The sequence below is a fragment of the Pseudoflavonifractor sp. An44 genome (assembly GCF_002161675.1).
Taxonomy (GTDB): domain Bacteria; phylum Bacillota; class Clostridia; order Oscillospirales; family Oscillospiraceae; genus Enterenecus; species Enterenecus faecium.
On record NZ_NFIH01000001.1, the window covers coordinates 206,719 to 222,676 of the forward strand.

The following is a 15,958-nucleotide window of genomic DNA, read 5'->3' on the forward strand; positions in this document are numbered from 1 at the left end:
AATATAGAATACTCCCGCACACTTTTATTGTCAATATCGAATGCAGATACTCCGTATGATTACAACTTCCTTTGTAGATAGAGCATATCCACCAGCTGCACCCCACTCTCGTAGATGGGATGGTCGTAGTGGTTGGTGAAGAAGTTCTTGACCAAGTGGTGCCTCTGGAATCCGCATGCCTCGTAAAACGGAACGGTTAGAGGGCTGTCACCAGTGCCCACTTGCAGCACATGATACTGCCCTCCGTAGGTTTGAATGAGAAAGTCCACAAGGGCTTTTCCGTATCCCCTGCCCTGAAACTCCGGCTCCACGGCAATGTTTTTCAGTTCCAGAACGCCGTCTCCCTCATCGGTGACGACACATTCCGCTTTTACCCCGTTGTCCTCCAGCACATACATAGTGCCACGCTCCAGATAGCGGTCAACCATATTCTCTTGCTCATCCGCCAATAAAAGCAATGTGAGGTACTGCTTTTTATTTGTTTCTACCTTCCGGATGTTCATATTCCTTCTCACCGCTTTTCATAAACGAGATCCACAATTCCGTTATACTGTTCCGTGCCCACCAGCTTTAAATGGAATTCTTGTTCCATATCCGGGAATAGCCGCACACCTGTGCCCAGCACTGTAGGGATTACCGACAACCACAGTCGGTCAATCCGTCCCTCTTTCAGAAGCTGTCCAGCTACAGATGCACCACCGCAAATCCAAATGACGCCCTCCCGTTCCTTCTTCAGCTTGTCCACCAGGGCTGTAAGGTCTCCATTCCAGAGGTGGATTCCATCCCGGTCTGGTTCCTGCCGATGGGTTACCACATAACAGGGACGGCCCTGGTAAGGCCAACTGTCCGGGGCGAGCTCCGTAACGATTTGATGATAGGTGGTCCAGCCCATCACAATGGTGTCCACCGTGTCATAAAACGCTGGATAACTGCCAGGGGCATCCGGCTGGCTGCCGTCACCTCTCAACCAGTTCACGTCTCCCTGCTCATCTGCGATATATCCATCCACGCTCATGGCGAGGTATAAGACGGTTTTTCCCATGGATATTCCCTCCTTTTTCCCTATTGTACCCAGCGGTCACAAAAAACACAAGGCAGAAAGAAACATGACAGACTGTCGTCCTGTTTCTATGGTATAATACAGAAAAATAGGAAAGGCGGTACACCTTATGAAAATGGAGCGTCTCATCGGCATCCTATCCATTCTGCTCCAGCGGGAAAAGGTCACCGCGCCGGAACTGGCAGAGCACTTCGAGGTATCTCGCCGAACCATCCAGCGAGATATCGAGTCCCTATGTCGGGCCGGGATTCCCATTTTCACCACTCAGGGGACAGGCGGTGGAATTTCCATCATGGAGGGCTACCGGGTAGACCGCACGATACTTACCGCACCAGAAATGCAGGCCATTCTGGCGGGACTGCGGAGCCTGGACAGTGTCAGCGGCACCCGCCGTTATGCTCAGCTGATGGAAAAATTGTCCGCTGGGACAGGCAGGTTGGTACCCGGAGACGCTCACATACTCATTGACCTCTCTTCCTGGTACAAGAGCAGTCTGTCCCCCAAAATCGAAGAGATTCAAGCGGCCATCCAGCAACACCACACCATTCGCTTTTCCTATTTCTCCCCCAAAGGGGAATCGGTACGTACCGTAGAGCCTTATTATCTGGTTTTTCACTGGTCCACCTGGTATGTGTGGGGCTGGTGCCAAGCCAGAGAAGATTTTCGCCTTTTTAAGCTCAATCGAATGACAGACCTCACTACTAGTGCAGCCTTTGACCCTCGTCCTGCACCTCTGCCCAACCTAGAACCCGAGCGAATCTTTCCCGCAAAGTATCGGGTCACCGTTCTCTTTGAGCCTGCCTGCCGCTGGCGGCTGGTGGAAGAGTATGGTGTAGACAGCTTCACCGTGGAACCGGACGGAAAACTTCGATTTACCTGGGGATTTCCCGATGGGAACAGCGTAATCCCTTGGATTTTGACCTTTGGAACAGGTGCTGAACTGATCGAGCCAACGGAATTGCGGGAGCAACTGGGAACTTTAACCGAAACATTAGCCCGTCGTTATGAAGGGAGAAGCTAACATGGCATCTCATCCGGACTTTGTAAACTATGTGGCCGAGCAGTTGCGAGAAGCTGGAGCCATTCGCAGCCGAAAGATGTTCGGAGAATATGGTCTTTACTGCAACGATGTCTTCTTTGGTGTTATTTGTGACGACCAGTTTTTCGTCAAGGTCACCCCTCAAGGTGAAGCAGCATTCCCCCACCTGCCGAAGGCACCACCCTACGAAGGCGCCAAGGACTCCTTTTGGGTGGAGGACGTGGACAACCGAGAGCAGATGACAGAACTCGTCTCTCTCACCTGCGAGACATTGAAAAGCACACCTTCCAAGAAAGGGAGGAAATGACCATGTCGTTTGACTACAAGAAAGAATATAAGAAGTTTTATTTGCCGCCCAAAACGCCGACCATTGTCACAGTTCCTGCTATGAATTTCTTGGCAGTGCGAGGTCAAGGCGACCCCAACCAGGAGAACGGCGCATACAAGCAAGCCCTAGGCATGCTCTATGCCGTGGCCTATACCATTAAAATGAGCAAGCACAAGCCAGAGGGTTACTTCGACTATGTGGTGCCGCCTTTGGAAGGTTTGTGGTGGCAGGAAGGTATTCACGGAGTGGACTACACGCGCAAGGCGGACTTTCAGTGGATTTCCCTCATCCGTCTGCCGGAATTTGTGACCCGTGAGGTGTTTGACTGGGCCATTGAGACGGCTACAGAAAAGAAACAGCAAGACTTTTCCCCAGTTGAATTTTTCTCCTGGGAAGAGGGGCTGTGTGTCCAATGTATGCACATCGGCCCCTATGACGATGAGCCCGCCACCGTGGCTGCCATAGCGGAATATGCCAAGGCCCAGGGCTATGAGGCCGACTTTTGTGAGGGCCGATTCCACCACGAAATCTACCTCAGCGATGCGCGGAGATGTAAGCCCGAGCGGCTGAAAACCGTCATTCGGCATCCAGTGCGGAAAGCTTCATCCATTCCGTGATATACAGGAGAGAATACAGCTATGGAAATCAAACTTGCAACGCTCCGGGACATTGATGCCTGGATGATACTGGTGGAGCAGGTCCGGGATATTTTCCCTGGCCTGGAGACCGCCGAAGCCATGGAGGAACACCGGGCCACGGTCTTACGCTTTATGGAAAGCTCCTCCGCCATCTGTGCCGTAGAAGAAGATAAGATTACGGGAATTTTACTGTTCTCCAAAAAGGCAAGTGAGTTGTGCTTTCTAGCGGTAGATCCAGCCTATCGGAGACAACACATTGCCCAGAAGCTGGTGACCTTTATGCTGACACAACTGGACGCAGGCAAAGACATTTCCCTCATCACCTATCAGGAGGGTGACCCCAATGGACAAGCTGCCCGGGCCTTTTATAAACGTCTAGGATTTTCGGAGGGTAGACTGACCGAAGAATTCGGCCACCCTGCTCAGGAATTCATCTTAAAGCGATAGGACATATCGAAAACAGCACTTGGTTTCACTGTCGAGTGCTGTTCAAATGATTTTCCTATTGACTTTTGGTAATATTCCGGATAGAATACAAGAAATATCGGCAGTTGAGTGATAAGGCTAGGATGTATTTCTGAACCTTCTACACCAACTGCCGATGTTTTTTATATTTTCAACAGGTCCACACTGCTTTCCCTGCATTGTTCACTTCTGCTCCAGCCGGGCTTTCTTCCTTGCTTCTACTCGCCTTAGTATCTCTGCATTGACCTTCTCCAGGTGCCTTCGAAATACCTCTCTCTCCTCTTCCGTCTTGGGCGTTGGTTCCCGATCTTCCATCCCGTTCATTTCATAAATAAATCTTCTCAATTCTGGATTCAATGTTCTCTTGCTCAAGCTCCATTTCCCCCTTCGGGCACCGTCCAGTGTGCTGTTACATTATTCTCATGTTTCGCCCGTTGAAAGCCCACAGACTCAAACAAGCGAATTGCCGCAACAGCCTCCACATCCACCATAGCCATCATGCCTTTGAGCCCATTGCACTTCAACGCTTGGGCCAGAAGCTTCCGGCCAAATCCCATTCTCCGATACTCCTCCAAAACAAACAGGTCGTAGGGCTCATTTTGCTCAAAGCAGTAGGTTACATCCAAGTAGCCCACCACCTTTCCCTCATGAATGGCCAGAAATACCCGGAACCGATCTGCTGCTGCCAGAACCTTTTCCCCAGTCCAGTAGGTCTCTTGATGATGCATGGACAGATACGGTTCTTGGTACTCAGGCGTGAACAACTCCACCCCAGAGGTGTCAAGGTCCGTAACCGGAACATCCAGCACCATTTTCTGCTGTTCCGGTTCAAACTCTGCATGTCTCTCTTCCAACAGCTGTTTGCACAAATAATTTTTAGGATTGAATACAAAGTCGGCGCTGTAGCCCGGATAGTGACGCTCCAAATAGCGGAACATCTCTGCATAGGCACGGCGATCTCTGGATAAGCCCACGAGCATCTCCAAATATCGCTCCTCTGTCAAGACCAGAAATGTGAACAAGCCGATCAATTGCTCCCCCAGATACACGCCCAGCGCACAGTGCCGGTCCGGATGTTCCACACACTTCACCAGGTTTGTTTGGAATTGTTCCTCATTGGTGAGCATGGGGTCTGAGAATTGGGCATCCCCATGAAAGCCCCTGACAAACTCTATGCACTCGTCCATAGATTGAATGATTCGTATCACAAGGTCTGTTTCTCTCATGACATAAAATTGAAAGGTCACAGAATTCTGCCAGCTCTCCTCATTGCTCAGGTCCTCCCCCACCACACGACCCCCACAGCGACGGTAAAAGGCCATAGCCCGCTCGTTGTCCGGCTGACATGCACAAGTGAAGGTGGAGACTCCCAGTGTCTGAAATACCTCTCGGATAAAGGCAAATGCACGACGTCCAATCCCCCTATGTTGGTACTCTTGCCGAAGGTATAGGGAGAGCAAGTGGGCGGGCACAGATATATGAAGCGTGATGTAGCCAATTGGGTGGTCCTCCTGCATCATGAGATAGACCGCATAAGCCGGGCTTTTAATACGCTGTGCATCCTTTTGGGTATGCCATGCATAGTCAAATTGGTCGATCATGTCGTCAGGATAGATGCCTCGGTATGTGGTAGACCAAATTTCTTGACGCAGTTTGGCTATGACCGCAGCGTCTTCTTCTTGTGCTCTGCGAAACACAACGGTGGATTGCATAACCATCTCTCCTCATCTCTCCATGCTTTTCCCCATTTTATCAAACTCCGCTTTTCTACACAAGATATATCATACAAGTGTTCTATACGCAAAAGGCCTCAGGCTGTGCTCCTATACCATGCACAGCCTGAGGCCTTTTATTTGACTATTGCCCACTTTAGACAGGTACCCGAAGATCTTTTCTCATCCCTCTTGTTTTTGATAATACTGGGCTTGGGCCTGCCACAGCTGGGCGTACACACCGTCCGCCTCCACCAGCTGCTGGTGGCTCCCCTGCTGGACAATATGGCCGTGGTCGAAGACCACAATGTCGTCGCAGAACTTGCAGGAGGAGAGACGGTGGCTGATGTACACCGCCGTCTTGTCCCCGGCAATCTGGTCAAACTTGGAGTACACCTCTGCCTCTGCAATGGGGTCCAGGGCGGCGGTGGGTTCGTCCAGGATGATAAAGGGGGCATCCTTATAGAGGGCACGGGCAATGGCGATTTTCTGGGCCTCGCCCCCGGACACCTCCACGCCCTTCTTCTCCAAATCCTTATAGAGATAGGTATCCAATCCCTGGTCCATCTTCTCTACCCGGTCCATGACCCCCGCCTGGGTGAGGCACTGGACCACCCGCTCCCGGTCATACTTAATGCGTCCCGCCACATTCTGCCCCAAAGGCAAGGCCAACAGGTGGAAGTCCTGGAACACCACCGAGAACAGGGCGATATAGTCCGGGTACTGGTATTTGCGGATGTCGATGCCGTTTAACAGGATTTCTCCCTCAGTGGGGTCATAGAGGCGGCACAGGAGCTTGATGAAGGTGGACTTGCCGCTGCCGTTCTCCCCCACCACCGCCAGGCGGCTACCCACCTGGAATTTCAGGTTCACATGGCGTAGAGCCCAGGCCTCGCTGTCCGGGTAGCGGAAGGACACATCCCGGAACTCCACCTGATAGTTTCGGTCGGAGCGTTTTTCTGTGGTGAGAGTGCCCTGGTACATCTGGTTTTCCACGTCTAGAAACTCCAAACTCACCGCCAGATACCGGGCATTGCACTGAAGTTCTCCCAAGGTCTCCATCAGGCCGGCGACACCGGCAAAGAGCGTGGTGACCGCACCCACATACTGGGTGATGCCGTCCACTCCAAAGGCTCCCGCCCAGGATTTCAGACACACATACAGGTACACCACTCCGGTGAGAACGGCAGAAATGCCTTTGCCCGCCGCCGCCCACAGCCCCATGGGCCCTTTGCCCCACTGAGCCAAGCGACCGTTGCTTCCGAACACATTGTGTCCTTTCAAATAATACTGGTACACGTTGGGCTGTTGTTCATAGATGCGCATATCCAGCGTTCGATGAGGCTCATTGGAATAATATCCAAACCGGGAAAAGATTCGATTCCCCAGCCGCATTTCCTCTCCGTTCATGCCCCAATAGGCATTGCTGCGGTTGATGCACACCGGAGAGAGGAAGGCCACCCCCAGCATCACCGCCACTACCCCCACCAGGCATAGGGGGTGGTTCAGAAAGACCAGGTCATGACTGGCAGGAATCTTCTGGGTTACCAGTCCCACAGACAACGCCACACCGATCAGAACTTGCATGGTATAGGTCACGCAGTTGGAGAGATACAGCGGCAGGTTATACATACCCCAACCACCAAAGCGGACATTCTGCCAGACCTGCTCATACAAGTCGTAGATTTCTTGTTGTTGCAGAAGACTGTAGTCCATATCCATCATCTTTTCCATGTTGCACTTACTGTTCCAAAAATCCAGCTGGTCTTTTTCCCAGGTGGCCCATCGGGAAAGAGCTCCTCCCAACAGCAGTAAACCGGCAGTCACGCCCAGCAGCCAGCCCACCCACCAGGCCAACATCTGGGGGTTCCGCCCCTGGGACAGCTCCCCGATGATGCGGGCGGAGAAGTAAATAGAGGTATAGGGGGTCACAGCCTTGACCACCGCCGACAGTGCCATAGACACCAACAGAGTGGGGCGCAGCTTCCACCACATGCGCCACCCCCGCAGGGTCAGGCGCAAGCTTTCTCCCCAAGACTTATTTTTCTCCATCAAAACTCCCCTCCTTCCTGGTAATATCTGCTCTGCACCTCAAAGAGTTTGGCATATCCGCCGCCCAGATCCAGCAGGGACTGATGGGTCCCCTCCTCCGCAATGCGGCCATGCTCCAGGTAGAGAATCCGGTCACAGAACCGTGTGGAGGCCAGACGGTGGGAGATGAATAGAGAGCTCTTTCCCTGGGTCATGGAATTGTATTTCATGTAAATGTCGTGCTCCGCTAGGGGGTCTAGGGCAGCAGTGGGCTCATCCAGCACCACCACGGGGGCATCTCGGTACAGCGCCCGGGCCAGCATCAGCCGCTGCATCTGTCCTCCGGACAGCTCCACCCCATCTTCAAAGACATTGCGGGTCACGGGGGTGTCCATCCCCCGGGGCAGAGCTTCCACCGCCTGGGTCAGCCCCGCCTGCTCCAGGCATTTCGCCACCCGCTCCCGGTCGATGTCCTCCACACGCTGGGCCACATTCACTGCCACGCTAGTGTCCAGCACGGAAAACTCCTGGAACACGGCGGAAAACAGGTGATAGTATTCTCTGCGGTTGTAGGTACGGATGTCCACCCCATTGAGACGGACACTTCCCTCAGTTGGGTCCAAAAAACCGCACAGCAACTTGACCAAGGTGGTCTTACCCGCTCCATTGAGGCCCACAATGGCCACCTTCTCCCCGGGATGGAGGGTAAAAGAGAGGTCCGTAATGGTGTCCTTCTCGGCCCCGGGATAGCGGTAGGACACATGGTCCAGCAGAATCTCGCACTCTTTCAAACCTTGGGGCAGCGGCGCTCCCTCCTCAAATGCAAAGGGCTCTGGCCACTCCAAAAACTCCCGCAGATTGGACAATTCCAGGCTCTGGCGGTGGAGGGTGGAAACCTGCTCCATGATGCCCTTCACCCACTGGGTAAAGCCGCTGATAGCGGCAAAGTACAGCAGGAACTGGGAGGCGGGCAATCCCTGGGTCAGGGTCATCCAGATGAGGTAGGCGTAGGCGCCGCCGTTGCGCAGCAGGGTGAGAAGGGCATCCACTACATGCACCCCAAAATACACCCGCTCCCGTCGGGTCAAAAAGGCCTGGTAGGCGCGCATGGCACTTCCCCACACCTCGTCCAGCCAGGGTCGCAAGCCGAATATCCGAATATCCTGGGCATATTCCCGCTTGGTTGCCACATCTTTGGCATAATAAATGGTTTTCAGGCTGGCCGCCCGCTCCTCCCGGTGGCGATAGCCCCAGCCCTCCAAGTGCTGGCTGACCATAAATCCCACTGCTGTGGTGAGCACCACCAGAGTCACCATCCAGCCGTTGAGACCTGAGAGCAACAGCAGATACACCACAAAGCCCAGCACGTTGGTCAAAATATCCGTCCAGGTGGTCCAGATCGCCTCGGCTGCATCCGCATTTCCGTCGCAGGTACGGTATGCCAAATTCTCATACTCTCGAAATTTTGTGTCTAATAGATTTGCATAGGAGGTTCCGGTTATTTTCCGTGAAATCCGTGCTGACATCTCCGTGCGCACCTCAATGCGGCCAAACAGGGCATTGGTATTCAAGTAGCTCTTTCCCCCCCACATCAGCAACAGGGCCAGGGTAAACACCCCGATGGTGGCCAGCAGCTGAGGAAGGGGCACATGCCCCTCCACCTGGCCCAGCACCACAGGGACAAAGAGCATTTCCACCACCGTAGCCCCGGCGGTGGCCACCGCCAACAGCAGGCAAATCCACAGCACTGAAGGACAGTTCTCCCACGCCGCTTTGACAAAGTAGGCGGTATTCTGCCACATGTTATATGTGGGCTTTTTCTTCTTCTCCTTCATGTTCTCACCTCACCCGTAGCTTATCACAAAAATTCGCCCCCGGAGTAATCCGGGGACGAACGGCCAATCTGGGGTGCTGAATTGCACCTCACAGCTGTGGAATTAAAATCTCGGTGGTAAAGGCCCCCGCCTCACTGTTGCGGCTGAGGTAGCCGTCCAGGCGCTCCACAATGGCATCCATGCGCACCAATCCGAAGCCGTGGCCCTCCCCCTTGGTGGTGCGAAAGCCCTTGCCCACCTTGGAAAGCTTGCCCGTGGCAGTGAAGTTGGTGAAGGAGATGTAGAGCTGGGTGCCCTTCATGTCCATATACACCCGGATAAGCCGCTCCTGGGGGGGCAGAGCCAGGCTGGCCTCCATGGCGTTGTCAAAGAGGTTGCCCAGGATGACGCACAGGTCCAGCTCGGACATGGTGAGCTTCACGGGAATATGGGCGTCCACATGTACCGGGATATCCCGGGCCTTGGCCAGAGAAATCTTACTGTTCAAAATGGCGTCTGCCATGGCGTTACCCGTCTTTACCACCGTGTCCACGGTGTTCAGGTCCGTGTCCAGCAGGTCCAGATAGGACCGGATGGCCTCCAAATCCCCCTGGGCGGCGTAGGCCTTCATGGTCTGGATATGGTTGCGGTAGTCGTGCCGCCAGCCCCGCATCTGCCGGTACATGTTCTCCACCTCTTGGTAGTGGGTGTCCAGCAGCTCCCGCTGGTAGTTCTCCAGCTTCTCATTCACCCGTTTGGATAGAAACCCCATGGCGACCTCCTCAACTGTGGGCGATGATGGCCCGGTTCAGCCCCTCATAGGCGCCCCGGGGCAAGGGCAGCACGCTGCCGTCGGAGAGCACCACCTGGGTTTTGGTCACCCGGCGCACCGCCTCCAGATTCACCACCATGGAGCGGCCCAGGCGGTGGAACCGCCCGTCCAGGGCCTCCTCCAGGCGGCTGAGGGTGGACTTGGTGGTATAGTCTCCCTTGGCGTGTACCGTCACATAGTTGCGGCACACCTCCAGGTAGCGAATCTCCCCCAGGGGAATGCGCACCATCTCGCCCCCCTGCTCCAGGGTCAGCGCCCGCTCCCGGCGGCGCACCTTGTCCACCGCCCGGTCCAGCACCGCCCGCAGCTTGTCCCCGTTCACGGGTTTGAGCAGGTAGTGGAGGGCCGCCACCTCATACCCCTCGGCAATATAGTCGGAGTACCCGGTGATAAAGACAATCTGGACATCCTGATTGTCCCGGCGAATCTCCTTGGCCATGGTCACTCCATCCAACTGGCCCATCTCAATGTCCAAGAGGAGGAGGTCGAACCGCTTTTCCTCGGCGTAGCGGAACAAAAAACTCTCTGCCGATGGAAACCGCTCCACATGGAGGGCAAGGGCCCGCTCCTGGGCCCAGGCAGACAGAAAGGTCTCCACATAGGCGGCGTCGGTCTGGCTGTCGTCACAGATGCCCACCCGCAGTTCCATGTTCCATTCCCTCCTCTGGTTTTCTTACTGGTTCTTCTCCGTGCTGCGGAAGGCAAAGAACCGCTGCCCGGCGTAGTTGAGCACCACGAACAGGCCTGCGCCCACCAGCATGGTCAGGTTGCCCTGCATCTGCTGGCTCAGCGGCATACCGGACAGAACCACTGCCACCGCAGGCTTGGCAATGCCATAGGCCAGCACCCAGCACACAGCAATGCTCAGCACAAATCGGCCCACCACCTTCCAGCCTCGCTCGGCATTGCGGAAGGTAAAGTGTTTGTTGAGGAAGTAGCTGACCACGCTGCCCACAATGTAGTTGGCGGCCGAGGACAGCCAGTAGCCCAGGTCTCCCCAGGTGTGCAGCCCGGCCAGGTTGTACAGGGCGAACATCACCCCGAACCCCACCGCCGTATTGAGAACGCCCACCATCAAAAAGCGGACAAAGGTCCCTTCAAACAGTTTCTTCACAAAATACGCTCCTTTGGTGCAAAAAAAGGGCAAGCACCGGGCTTGCCCCTTTTCTGTCGTGATTGAGATTAGTCCAGAGTGGCCTTGACCGCCTTGGCCAGCTCACCCAGAGCGGCGCGGCTGGTATCGTCCAGAGCGGAACGGATGGTGACCACCTGGTCCATCACGGTGATGTTCTTCAGCTGGTCCAGAGCGGCCCGCATCTCCTTGGCGGCCAGAGGAGCCCAAGTGCCGTTCTCCACCAGAGCCACGGTGCGGTTCTGGAAGGCCTTGGTCTTCAGGCGATAGAGGAAGGTGGCCATGGGAGTGAAGACAAAGTTATCATAGGTGGATGCAGCCAGCACCAGGTTGGTGTACTGGAAGGCCTTGGCCACAGCCTTGGCCCAGTCCTCACGGGTCAGGTCGATGGCTTCCACCTTCACGCCCTCAGCCTTGAGCATATCCACCAGCTCCAGAGCGGCCTTGGCGGTGTTGCCGTGGATGGAGGCATAGGCCACCAGCACGCCCTTCTCCTCAGGCTGATAGGTGCTCCACTGGGTGTACTTCTCCAGGGCCAGGCCGATGGCGTCTCCGGTGAGCACAGGACCGTGGAGGGGAGCCACCACGGCGATGTCCAGGCCGGCGGCCTTCTTCAGCAAAGCCTGCACCTGGGGGCCGAACTTACCCACGATGTTCAGATAGTAGCGGCGGGCCTCTTCCACCCACTCGGTCTCGGGGTTGCCATCGCCAAAGCGTCCGAAGCCGTCGGCGGAGAACAGCACCTTCTCCTTGGCCTCATAGGACACCATGGCCTCAGGCCAGTGCACCATGGGTGCCATAACGAAAGTGAGGCTGTGCTCGCCCAGCTCCACCACGTCGCCCTCCTTGACCACCACAGCCCGGTCGGTGTAATCCACACCGGTGAACTGCTTGAGCATGGGGAAGGTCTTGGCGTTGCCAATGAGCTTCATCTGGGGATAACGCTGAGCCACTTGGGCCACACTACCAGCGTGGTCGGGCTCCATGTGATGCACCACCAGATAGTCGGGCTGACGGTCGCCCAGCACCTCGTCCAGGTTGGCCAGCCACTCCTGGGTCTTGCGGGGGTCCACGGTGTCCAGAATGGCCACCTTCTCGTCCACGATCACATAGGAGTTGTAGGTAACGCCCTGGGGCACTACATACTGGCTTTCAAACAGGTCAATGTCGGGATCATAGCAGCCGACCCGATAAATAGATGTCGAATTGAGCAGTTGATTCACAGTGATCACACCTCTCTTTATATATCCCCACTATTTTACTATGAGTTGATACCACCGTCAAGGAACTTTTTCTACAATTTCACTTGATACGATTATTTCCAATTTGTAAATCCTTCCTTTGCCCTCCCCTTCTTTCCTTGACTTTACAGATTGGGTCTGCTAGAATTTAATTGCAAAAATGATATTAGGGGTTTTTGTTTATGAGTTTTAAAATTATTGTCGATAGCTGCTGCGACCTCAGCCCCGAATTGCTCCGGTCCGGCATTTTCCATAGTGTTCCCCTGACCATATATGTGGGTGAGAACGAGTTCCGGGATGATGACACCTTGGTACCTCAGACCCTGGTGGATGCCATGGCCATGTGCCAGGAGGCCTCCCACACCGCCTGTCCCTCTCCGGCGGACTATCTGGACGCCTTTGAGGCGGTGGATGGAGACATTTATGTGGTCACCCTCTCTGCTCTCCTCTCCGGCTCCCACAACAGCGCATGGCAGGCCGCCCAGATGTTTGTGGAGGAGCACCCCGAGCGCAACATCCGGGTGTTTAACTCCTGCTCTGCCTCCTCTGGAGAAACCCTCATTGCTCTGAAAATCTCCGAGCTGGCCTCTTCCGGCATGCCCTTTGCCCAAGTGGTGGCCCAGGTGGAAAAGTATATCACCGAGATGAACACCCTGTTTGTGCTGGAAAATCTGGACATGCTGCGCAAGGCCGGACGTTTGACCCGGGTGCAGTCCCTGGTCACTGGGGCGCTGCGGGTGAAGCTGGTGATGGGCTCCACACCCCAGGGCGAGATCAAGAAGCACACCCAGGCCCTGTCCATCAAACAGGCGCTGAACAAGCTGGTGGACATCGTGGCCGCCGACGAAAATCACAAGGGCAAGCTGCTGTGCATTGCCCACTGCCTGTGCCGGGAGCGGGCGGAATACCTGCGCATGATGATTCTCAAGACCTGCGAGGTCTCCGACGTGCTCATCACAGAGACCCGGGGCATCAGCTCCTTCTACGCCAACAACGGCGGCGTGGTGGTGGCCTACTAATCCCCAGAAGAGAAAGGAGCGTTTCCCATGGATCAGCCATCCAAGCGTGACCAGCGGCGCGCCCTGTTCTTCCGCCGCTGGCTGTACTGGGTGCTCATCACCACCCTGGTGCTGTGTGTCATTGGGTTGGGCGTCAATGTGGCGGAGTGGCTGGGCATTCTGTGACAGAACACAACCTTTCATTTCCTATAAAAATATCCCTGTGACTTGGATGTCACAGGGATTCTTTTTTGAAACGTAAAGAGAAAATAGAAATCCCGAACGCGTTTGCGTTCGGGATTTCTGGCGCGGAAGGAGGGATTTGAACCCTCGCGCGGCTTTGGACCGCCTACTCCCTTAGCAGGGGAGCCCCTTCGGCCTCTTGGGTACTTCCGCAGACCGAATAAAAAAAGATATAAAATTGGCGGAGAGGGTGGGATTCGAACCCACGGCCCTTTCGAGTCACTAGTTTTCAAGACTAGCTCCTTAAACCACTCGGACACCTCTCCATGACGGAGCTTGCAGCCCAAATGCAAGAGTTATCTTACCATAGGGTTTCCATTCTGTCAAGACATTTTTCACAATTTCTTCCCCCTCTTTTTCCCCATCCTTTGTTCCTTGACAAACACGCTTTGTTCCGCTAAAATATCACCAAGTAAAAGGCGACGATGGGAAGAAGACACAGTCGAGGTCCTTCAGAGAGCCGATGGGTGGTGCAAATCGGTGGATGTCTCTGTGTGTATACTGGACCCGGAGCTGCCGTCCTGAACCTCCATGCAGTAAGGGCGGACGGGTGATCCCGTTACAGGTCGAGGCCTTGTTGGAGGCCGTGAGCGCCCACGGGTGACCGTGGACGGAATTAGGGTGGTACCGCGTAATGTTACGCCCCTGACAGTTTGTGTCGGGGGCGTTTTTTTCATCCCCCGCATCGGAATAAAGGAGGAACTTCCCCATGAATTTGAAACCAGGCTTTCAGAAGTATATTCCCTTCCAGCCCCAGCCCATCACCAACCGCACCTGGCCGGACAAGGTACTGACTCAGGCCCCTGTCTGGTGCTCGGTGGACCTGCGGGACGGAAACCAGGCCCTCATTGACCCCATGAACCTCCAGGAGAAGCTGGAATACTTCCACACCCTGCTGGACATCGGCGTGAAAGAAATTGAGATTGGCTTCCCCTCCGCCTCCGAGACCGAGTACGAGATCTGTCGGGAGCTCATCGAGGGCGGCCATATTCCCGACGACGTCACCATTCAGGTACTGGTGCAGGCCCGGGAACACCTCATCCGCCGCACCTTTGAGGCCATCCGTGGGGCCAAGAACGTGATTCTCCACTTCTATAACTCCACCTCTACCCTACAGCGCAAGGTGGTGTTCGGCATGGACTGCGACGGCATCACCAAGATTGCCACCGACGCCGCCGACCTCATCTATGAAATGGCTCAGCCCGTCATTGAGGGGGGCACCAACCTGCGCTTTGAGTACTCCCCCGAGTCCTTCATGGGCACCGAGATGGACTACGCCGTGGAAATCTGCGCCGCCGTGCTGGACCACCTCCACGCCACCGCGGAGAACCCCGTCATTTTGAACCTGCCCACCACGGTGGAAAACTGCATGCCCAACCAGTTTGCCGACATGCTGGAGTACTTCATCCGCAACCTGCCCGGCCGGGAGCGGGCCATCATCTCCCTCCACCCCCACAACGACCGTGGCACTGGCGTGGCCACCACCGAGCTGGGCCTGCTGGCGGGCGCTGACCGCGTGGAGGCCACCCTCTTCGGCAACGGCGAGCGCACCGGCAACGTGGACATGGTCACCCTGGCTATGAACATGTGGACCCAGGGCATTGACCCCAAGCTGGACTTTCACAACATCAACAAAATCCGGGACATGTACGAGCGGTGCACCAAGATGAAGATTGGGGAGCGCCAGCCCTATGTGGGCGAGCTGGTGTTCACCGCCTTCTCCGGCAGCCACCAGGACGCCATCAACAAGGGCTTCCACTACATGCAGGACAGCGGCACCGACATGTGGGAGGTGCCCTATCTGCCCATCGACCCCGCCGACGTGGGACGGGAGTACGAGCCCATCATCCGCATCAACTCCCAGTCCGGCAAGGGCGGCGCCGCCTTTGTCATGCAGCAGAACTTCGGCTATGATCTGCCCCGTGCCATGCACGCCGAGTTCGGCGCCGTGGTGCAAAAGGAGTCCGACCGGGTGGGTAAGGAGCTCAAGCCCGAGCAGATCTTCCAGCTCTTCGACCAGGAGTACCTGTCCGTGCCCAAGACCTATCAGCTGGAGCGCCACAGCTTCCAGGAGGATGCCCGCCACGGGGACGCCAGCCAGGTGGAGTTTGTGGGCGAAGTGAGCTACAAGGGCCACGGCATGGAGGTCTGGGGCGAAGGCAACGGCCCCATCGACGCCTTCTTCAACGCCCTGCACAACCTGCCGGAGGCTCCCATTGACGGCTATCAGTTCGTGGACTACAAGGAGCACGCCATCTCCTCCGGCTCGGACACCCAGGCCGTGTGTTACATCCACCTGAAGGCCCCCAACGGTCAGGATGTGTTCGGCGTAGGCAAGAGCCACAACATCAGCCGGGCCTCCCTGCGGGCCATTCTCTGCGCCATCAACCGCTCTCTGCGGCAAGAAGCTTAAGGAGGGGTTTAC

General features: G+C 55.6%; 17 protein-coding genes, 2 tRNA genes and 1 other annotated feature. Of the genes, 7 read left to right on the forward strand and 12 right to left on the reverse strand.

Features of this window, described 5'->3' with window-relative positions; all coding sequences use genetic code 11:
- Positions 1-59 precede the first annotated feature (59 nt).
- Complete coding sequence (locus B5F98_RS00850) at positions 60-503, reverse strand: GNAT family N-acetyltransferase (protein ID WP_087369222.1); 444 nt, start codon at positions 501-503, stop codon at positions 60-62.
- Between the two features lie 8 nt (positions 504-511).
- Positions 512-1,042: a dihydrofolate reductase family protein gene (locus B5F98_RS00855; RefSeq protein WP_087369223.1), complete on the reverse strand. Its 531-nt coding sequence runs from the start codon at positions 1,040-1,042 to the stop codon at positions 512-514.
- Positions 1,043-1,169: 127 nt separating this feature from the next.
- On the opposite strand from B5F98_RS00855, the gene B5F98_RS00860 reads away from it, so the two are divergent.
- From B5F98_RS00860 to B5F98_RS00875, 4 genes are read left to right on the forward strand one after another with little or no spacing between them, the layout of a single operon-like run.
- Positions 1,170-2,081: a YafY family protein gene (locus tag B5F98_RS00860; RefSeq protein WP_087369224.1), complete on the forward strand. Its 912-nt coding sequence runs from the start codon at positions 1,170-1,172 to the stop codon at positions 2,079-2,081.
- Between the two features lies 1 nt (position 2,082).
- Entirely contained in the window at positions 2,083-2,406 is a 324-nt protein-coding gene (locus tag B5F98_RS00865; protein ID WP_087369225.1) for a TfoX/Sxy family protein, read from the forward strand.
- 2 nt (positions 2,407-2,408) lie between these two features.
- Complete coding sequence (locus B5F98_RS00870; protein ID WP_087369226.1) at positions 2,409-3,044, forward strand: GyrI-like domain-containing protein; 636 nt, start codon at positions 2,409-2,411, stop codon at positions 3,042-3,044.
- Between the two features lie 21 nt (positions 3,045-3,065).
- Positions 3,066-3,512 (forward strand): GNAT family N-acetyltransferase, encoded by a 447-nt coding sequence (locus B5F98_RS00875; protein ID WP_087369227.1) that lies wholly within the window; start codon positions 3,066-3,068, stop codon positions 3,510-3,512.
- Between the two features lie 201 nt (positions 3,513-3,713).
- Here B5F98_RS00875 and B5F98_RS00880 read toward each other — a convergent pair whose 3' ends face one another.
- The 8 genes from B5F98_RS00880 to B5F98_RS00915 all read right to left on the reverse strand — a co-directional run bounded on the left by B5F98_RS00880 (position 3,714) and on the right by B5F98_RS00915 (position 12,274).
- Complete coding sequence (locus tag B5F98_RS00880; protein ID WP_087369228.1) at positions 3,714-3,902, reverse strand: hypothetical protein; 189 nt, start codon at positions 3,900-3,902, stop codon at positions 3,714-3,716.
- Positions 3,899-5,242, reverse strand: a complete 1,344-nt coding sequence (locus B5F98_RS00885) for a GNAT family N-acetyltransferase (protein ID WP_158099741.1) — start codon at positions 5,240-5,242, stop codon at positions 3,899-3,901. Before B5F98_RS00885 ends, B5F98_RS00880 begins: the two co-directional genes overlap by 4 nt.
- 183 nt (positions 5,243-5,425) lie before the next feature.
- Complete coding sequence (locus B5F98_RS00890) at positions 5,426-7,294, reverse strand: ABC transporter ATP-binding protein (protein ID WP_087369230.1); 1,869 nt, start codon at positions 7,292-7,294, stop codon at positions 5,426-5,428.
- A complete protein-coding gene (locus B5F98_RS00895; RefSeq protein WP_087369231.1) occupies positions 7,294-9,108 on the reverse strand; it encodes an ABC transporter ATP-binding protein in 1,815 nt (604 codons plus the stop codon). Before B5F98_RS00895 ends, B5F98_RS00890 begins: the two co-directional genes overlap by 1 nt.
- An 88-nt stretch (positions 9,109-9,196) precedes the next feature.
- Positions 9,197-9,859: an ATP-binding protein gene (locus B5F98_RS00900; protein WP_087229243.1), complete on the reverse strand. Its 663-nt coding sequence runs from the start codon at positions 9,857-9,859 to the stop codon at positions 9,197-9,199.
- A gap of 10 nt (positions 9,860-9,869) precedes the next feature.
- Complete coding sequence (locus B5F98_RS00905; protein ID WP_087369232.1) at positions 9,870-10,568, reverse strand: LytTR family DNA-binding domain-containing protein; 699 nt, start codon at positions 10,566-10,568, stop codon at positions 9,870-9,872.
- A 24-nt stretch (positions 10,569-10,592) separates the two neighbouring features.
- Positions 10,593-11,033, reverse strand: coding sequence for a GtrA family protein (locus B5F98_RS00910; protein ID WP_343219378.1), 441 nt, complete (start codon positions 11,031-11,033; stop codon positions 10,593-10,595).
- A 68-nt stretch (positions 11,034-11,101) separates the two neighbouring features.
- Entirely contained in the window at positions 11,102-12,274 is a 1,173-nt protein-coding gene (locus B5F98_RS00915; RefSeq protein WP_087229237.1) for an FprA family A-type flavoprotein, read from the reverse strand.
- Positions 12,275-12,474: 200 nt separating this feature from the next.
- Here B5F98_RS00915 and B5F98_RS00920 point away from each other — a divergent pair, with 200 nt between their 5' ends.
- Positions 12,475-13,311, forward strand: coding sequence for a DegV family protein (locus B5F98_RS00920; protein WP_087369233.1), 837 nt, complete (start codon positions 12,475-12,477; stop codon positions 13,309-13,311).
- Between the two features lie 27 nt (positions 13,312-13,338).
- Positions 13,339-13,476: a hypothetical protein gene (locus tag B5F98_RS12870; RefSeq protein ID WP_158096721.1), complete on the forward strand. Its 138-nt coding sequence runs from the start codon at positions 13,339-13,341 to the stop codon at positions 13,474-13,476.
- Between the two features lie 118 nt (positions 13,477-13,594).
- On the opposite strand, the gene B5F98_RS00925 is transcribed toward B5F98_RS12870, so the two are convergent.
- Together B5F98_RS00925 and B5F98_RS00930 are read right to left on the reverse strand one after the other, a co-directional pair.
- Positions 13,595-13,686, reverse strand: a tRNA-Ser gene (locus tag B5F98_RS00925).
- Positions 13,687-13,712: 26 nt separating this feature from the next.
- Positions 13,713-13,799 (reverse strand) — tRNA-Ser (locus tag B5F98_RS00930).
- Positions 13,800-13,946: 147 nt separating this feature from the next.
- Positions 13,947-14,183: a binding site (T-box leader), on the forward strand.
- A 59-nt stretch (positions 14,184-14,242) separates the two neighbouring features.
- Here B5F98_RS00930 and leuA point away from each other — a divergent pair.
- The gene (gene leuA / locus B5F98_RS00935; RefSeq protein WP_206418048.1) at positions 14,243-15,946 is read left to right on the forward strand and encodes a 2-isopropylmalate synthase; all 1,704 of its coding nucleotides are present in this window, start codon (positions 14,243-14,245) and stop codon (positions 15,944-15,946) included.
- Positions 15,947-15,958: the final 12 nt, after the last annotated feature.

Bases quoted from the DNA above. Each gene is read 5' to 3' on its own strand.
- B5F98_RS00850 (WP_087369222.1), bottom strand. From the start codon at position 503: ATGAACATCCGGAAGGTAGAAACAAATAAAAAGCAGTACCTCACATTG.
- B5F98_RS00855 (WP_087369223.1), bottom strand. From the start codon at position 1,042: ATGGGAAAAACCGTCTTATACCTCGCCATGAGCGTGGATGGATATATC.
- B5F98_RS00860 (WP_087369224.1), top strand. From the start codon at position 1,170: ATGAAAATGGAGCGTCTCATCGGCATCCTATCCATTCTGCTCCAGCGG.
- B5F98_RS00865 (WP_087369225.1), top strand. From the start codon at position 2,083: ATGGCATCTCATCCGGACTTTGTAAACTATGTGGCCGAGCAGTTGCGA.
- B5F98_RS00870 (WP_087369226.1), top strand. From the start codon at position 2,409: ATGTCGTTTGACTACAAGAAAGAATATAAGAAGTTTTATTTGCCGCCC.
- B5F98_RS00875 (WP_087369227.1), top strand. From the start codon at position 3,066: ATGGAAATCAAACTTGCAACGCTCCGGGACATTGATGCCTGGATGATA.
- B5F98_RS00885 (WP_158099741.1), bottom strand. From the start codon at position 5,242: ATGCAATCCACCGTTGTGTTTCGCAGAGCACAAGAAGAAGACGCTGCG.
- B5F98_RS00890 (WP_087369230.1), bottom strand. From the start codon at position 7,294: ATGGAGAAAAATAAGTCTTGGGGAGAAAGCTTGCGCCTGACCCTGCGG.
- B5F98_RS00895 (WP_087369231.1), bottom strand. From the start codon at position 9,108: ATGAAGGAGAAGAAGAAAAAGCCCACATATAACATGTGGCAGAATACC.
- B5F98_RS00900 (WP_087229243.1), bottom strand. From the start codon at position 9,859: ATGGGGTTTCTATCCAAACGGGTGAATGAGAAGCTGGAGAACTACCAG.
- B5F98_RS00905 (WP_087369232.1), bottom strand. From the start codon at position 10,568: ATGGAACTGCGGGTGGGCATCTGTGACGACAGCCAGACCGACGCCGCC.
- B5F98_RS00920 (WP_087369233.1), top strand. From the start codon at position 12,475: ATGAGTTTTAAAATTATTGTCGATAGCTGCTGCGACCTCAGCCCCGAA.
- B5F98_RS12870 (WP_158096721.1), top strand. From the start codon at position 13,339: ATGGATCAGCCATCCAAGCGTGACCAGCGGCGCGCCCTGTTCTTCCGC.
- leuA (WP_206418048.1), top strand. From the start codon at position 14,243: ATGAATTTGAAACCAGGCTTTCAGAAGTATATTCCCTTCCAGCCCCAG.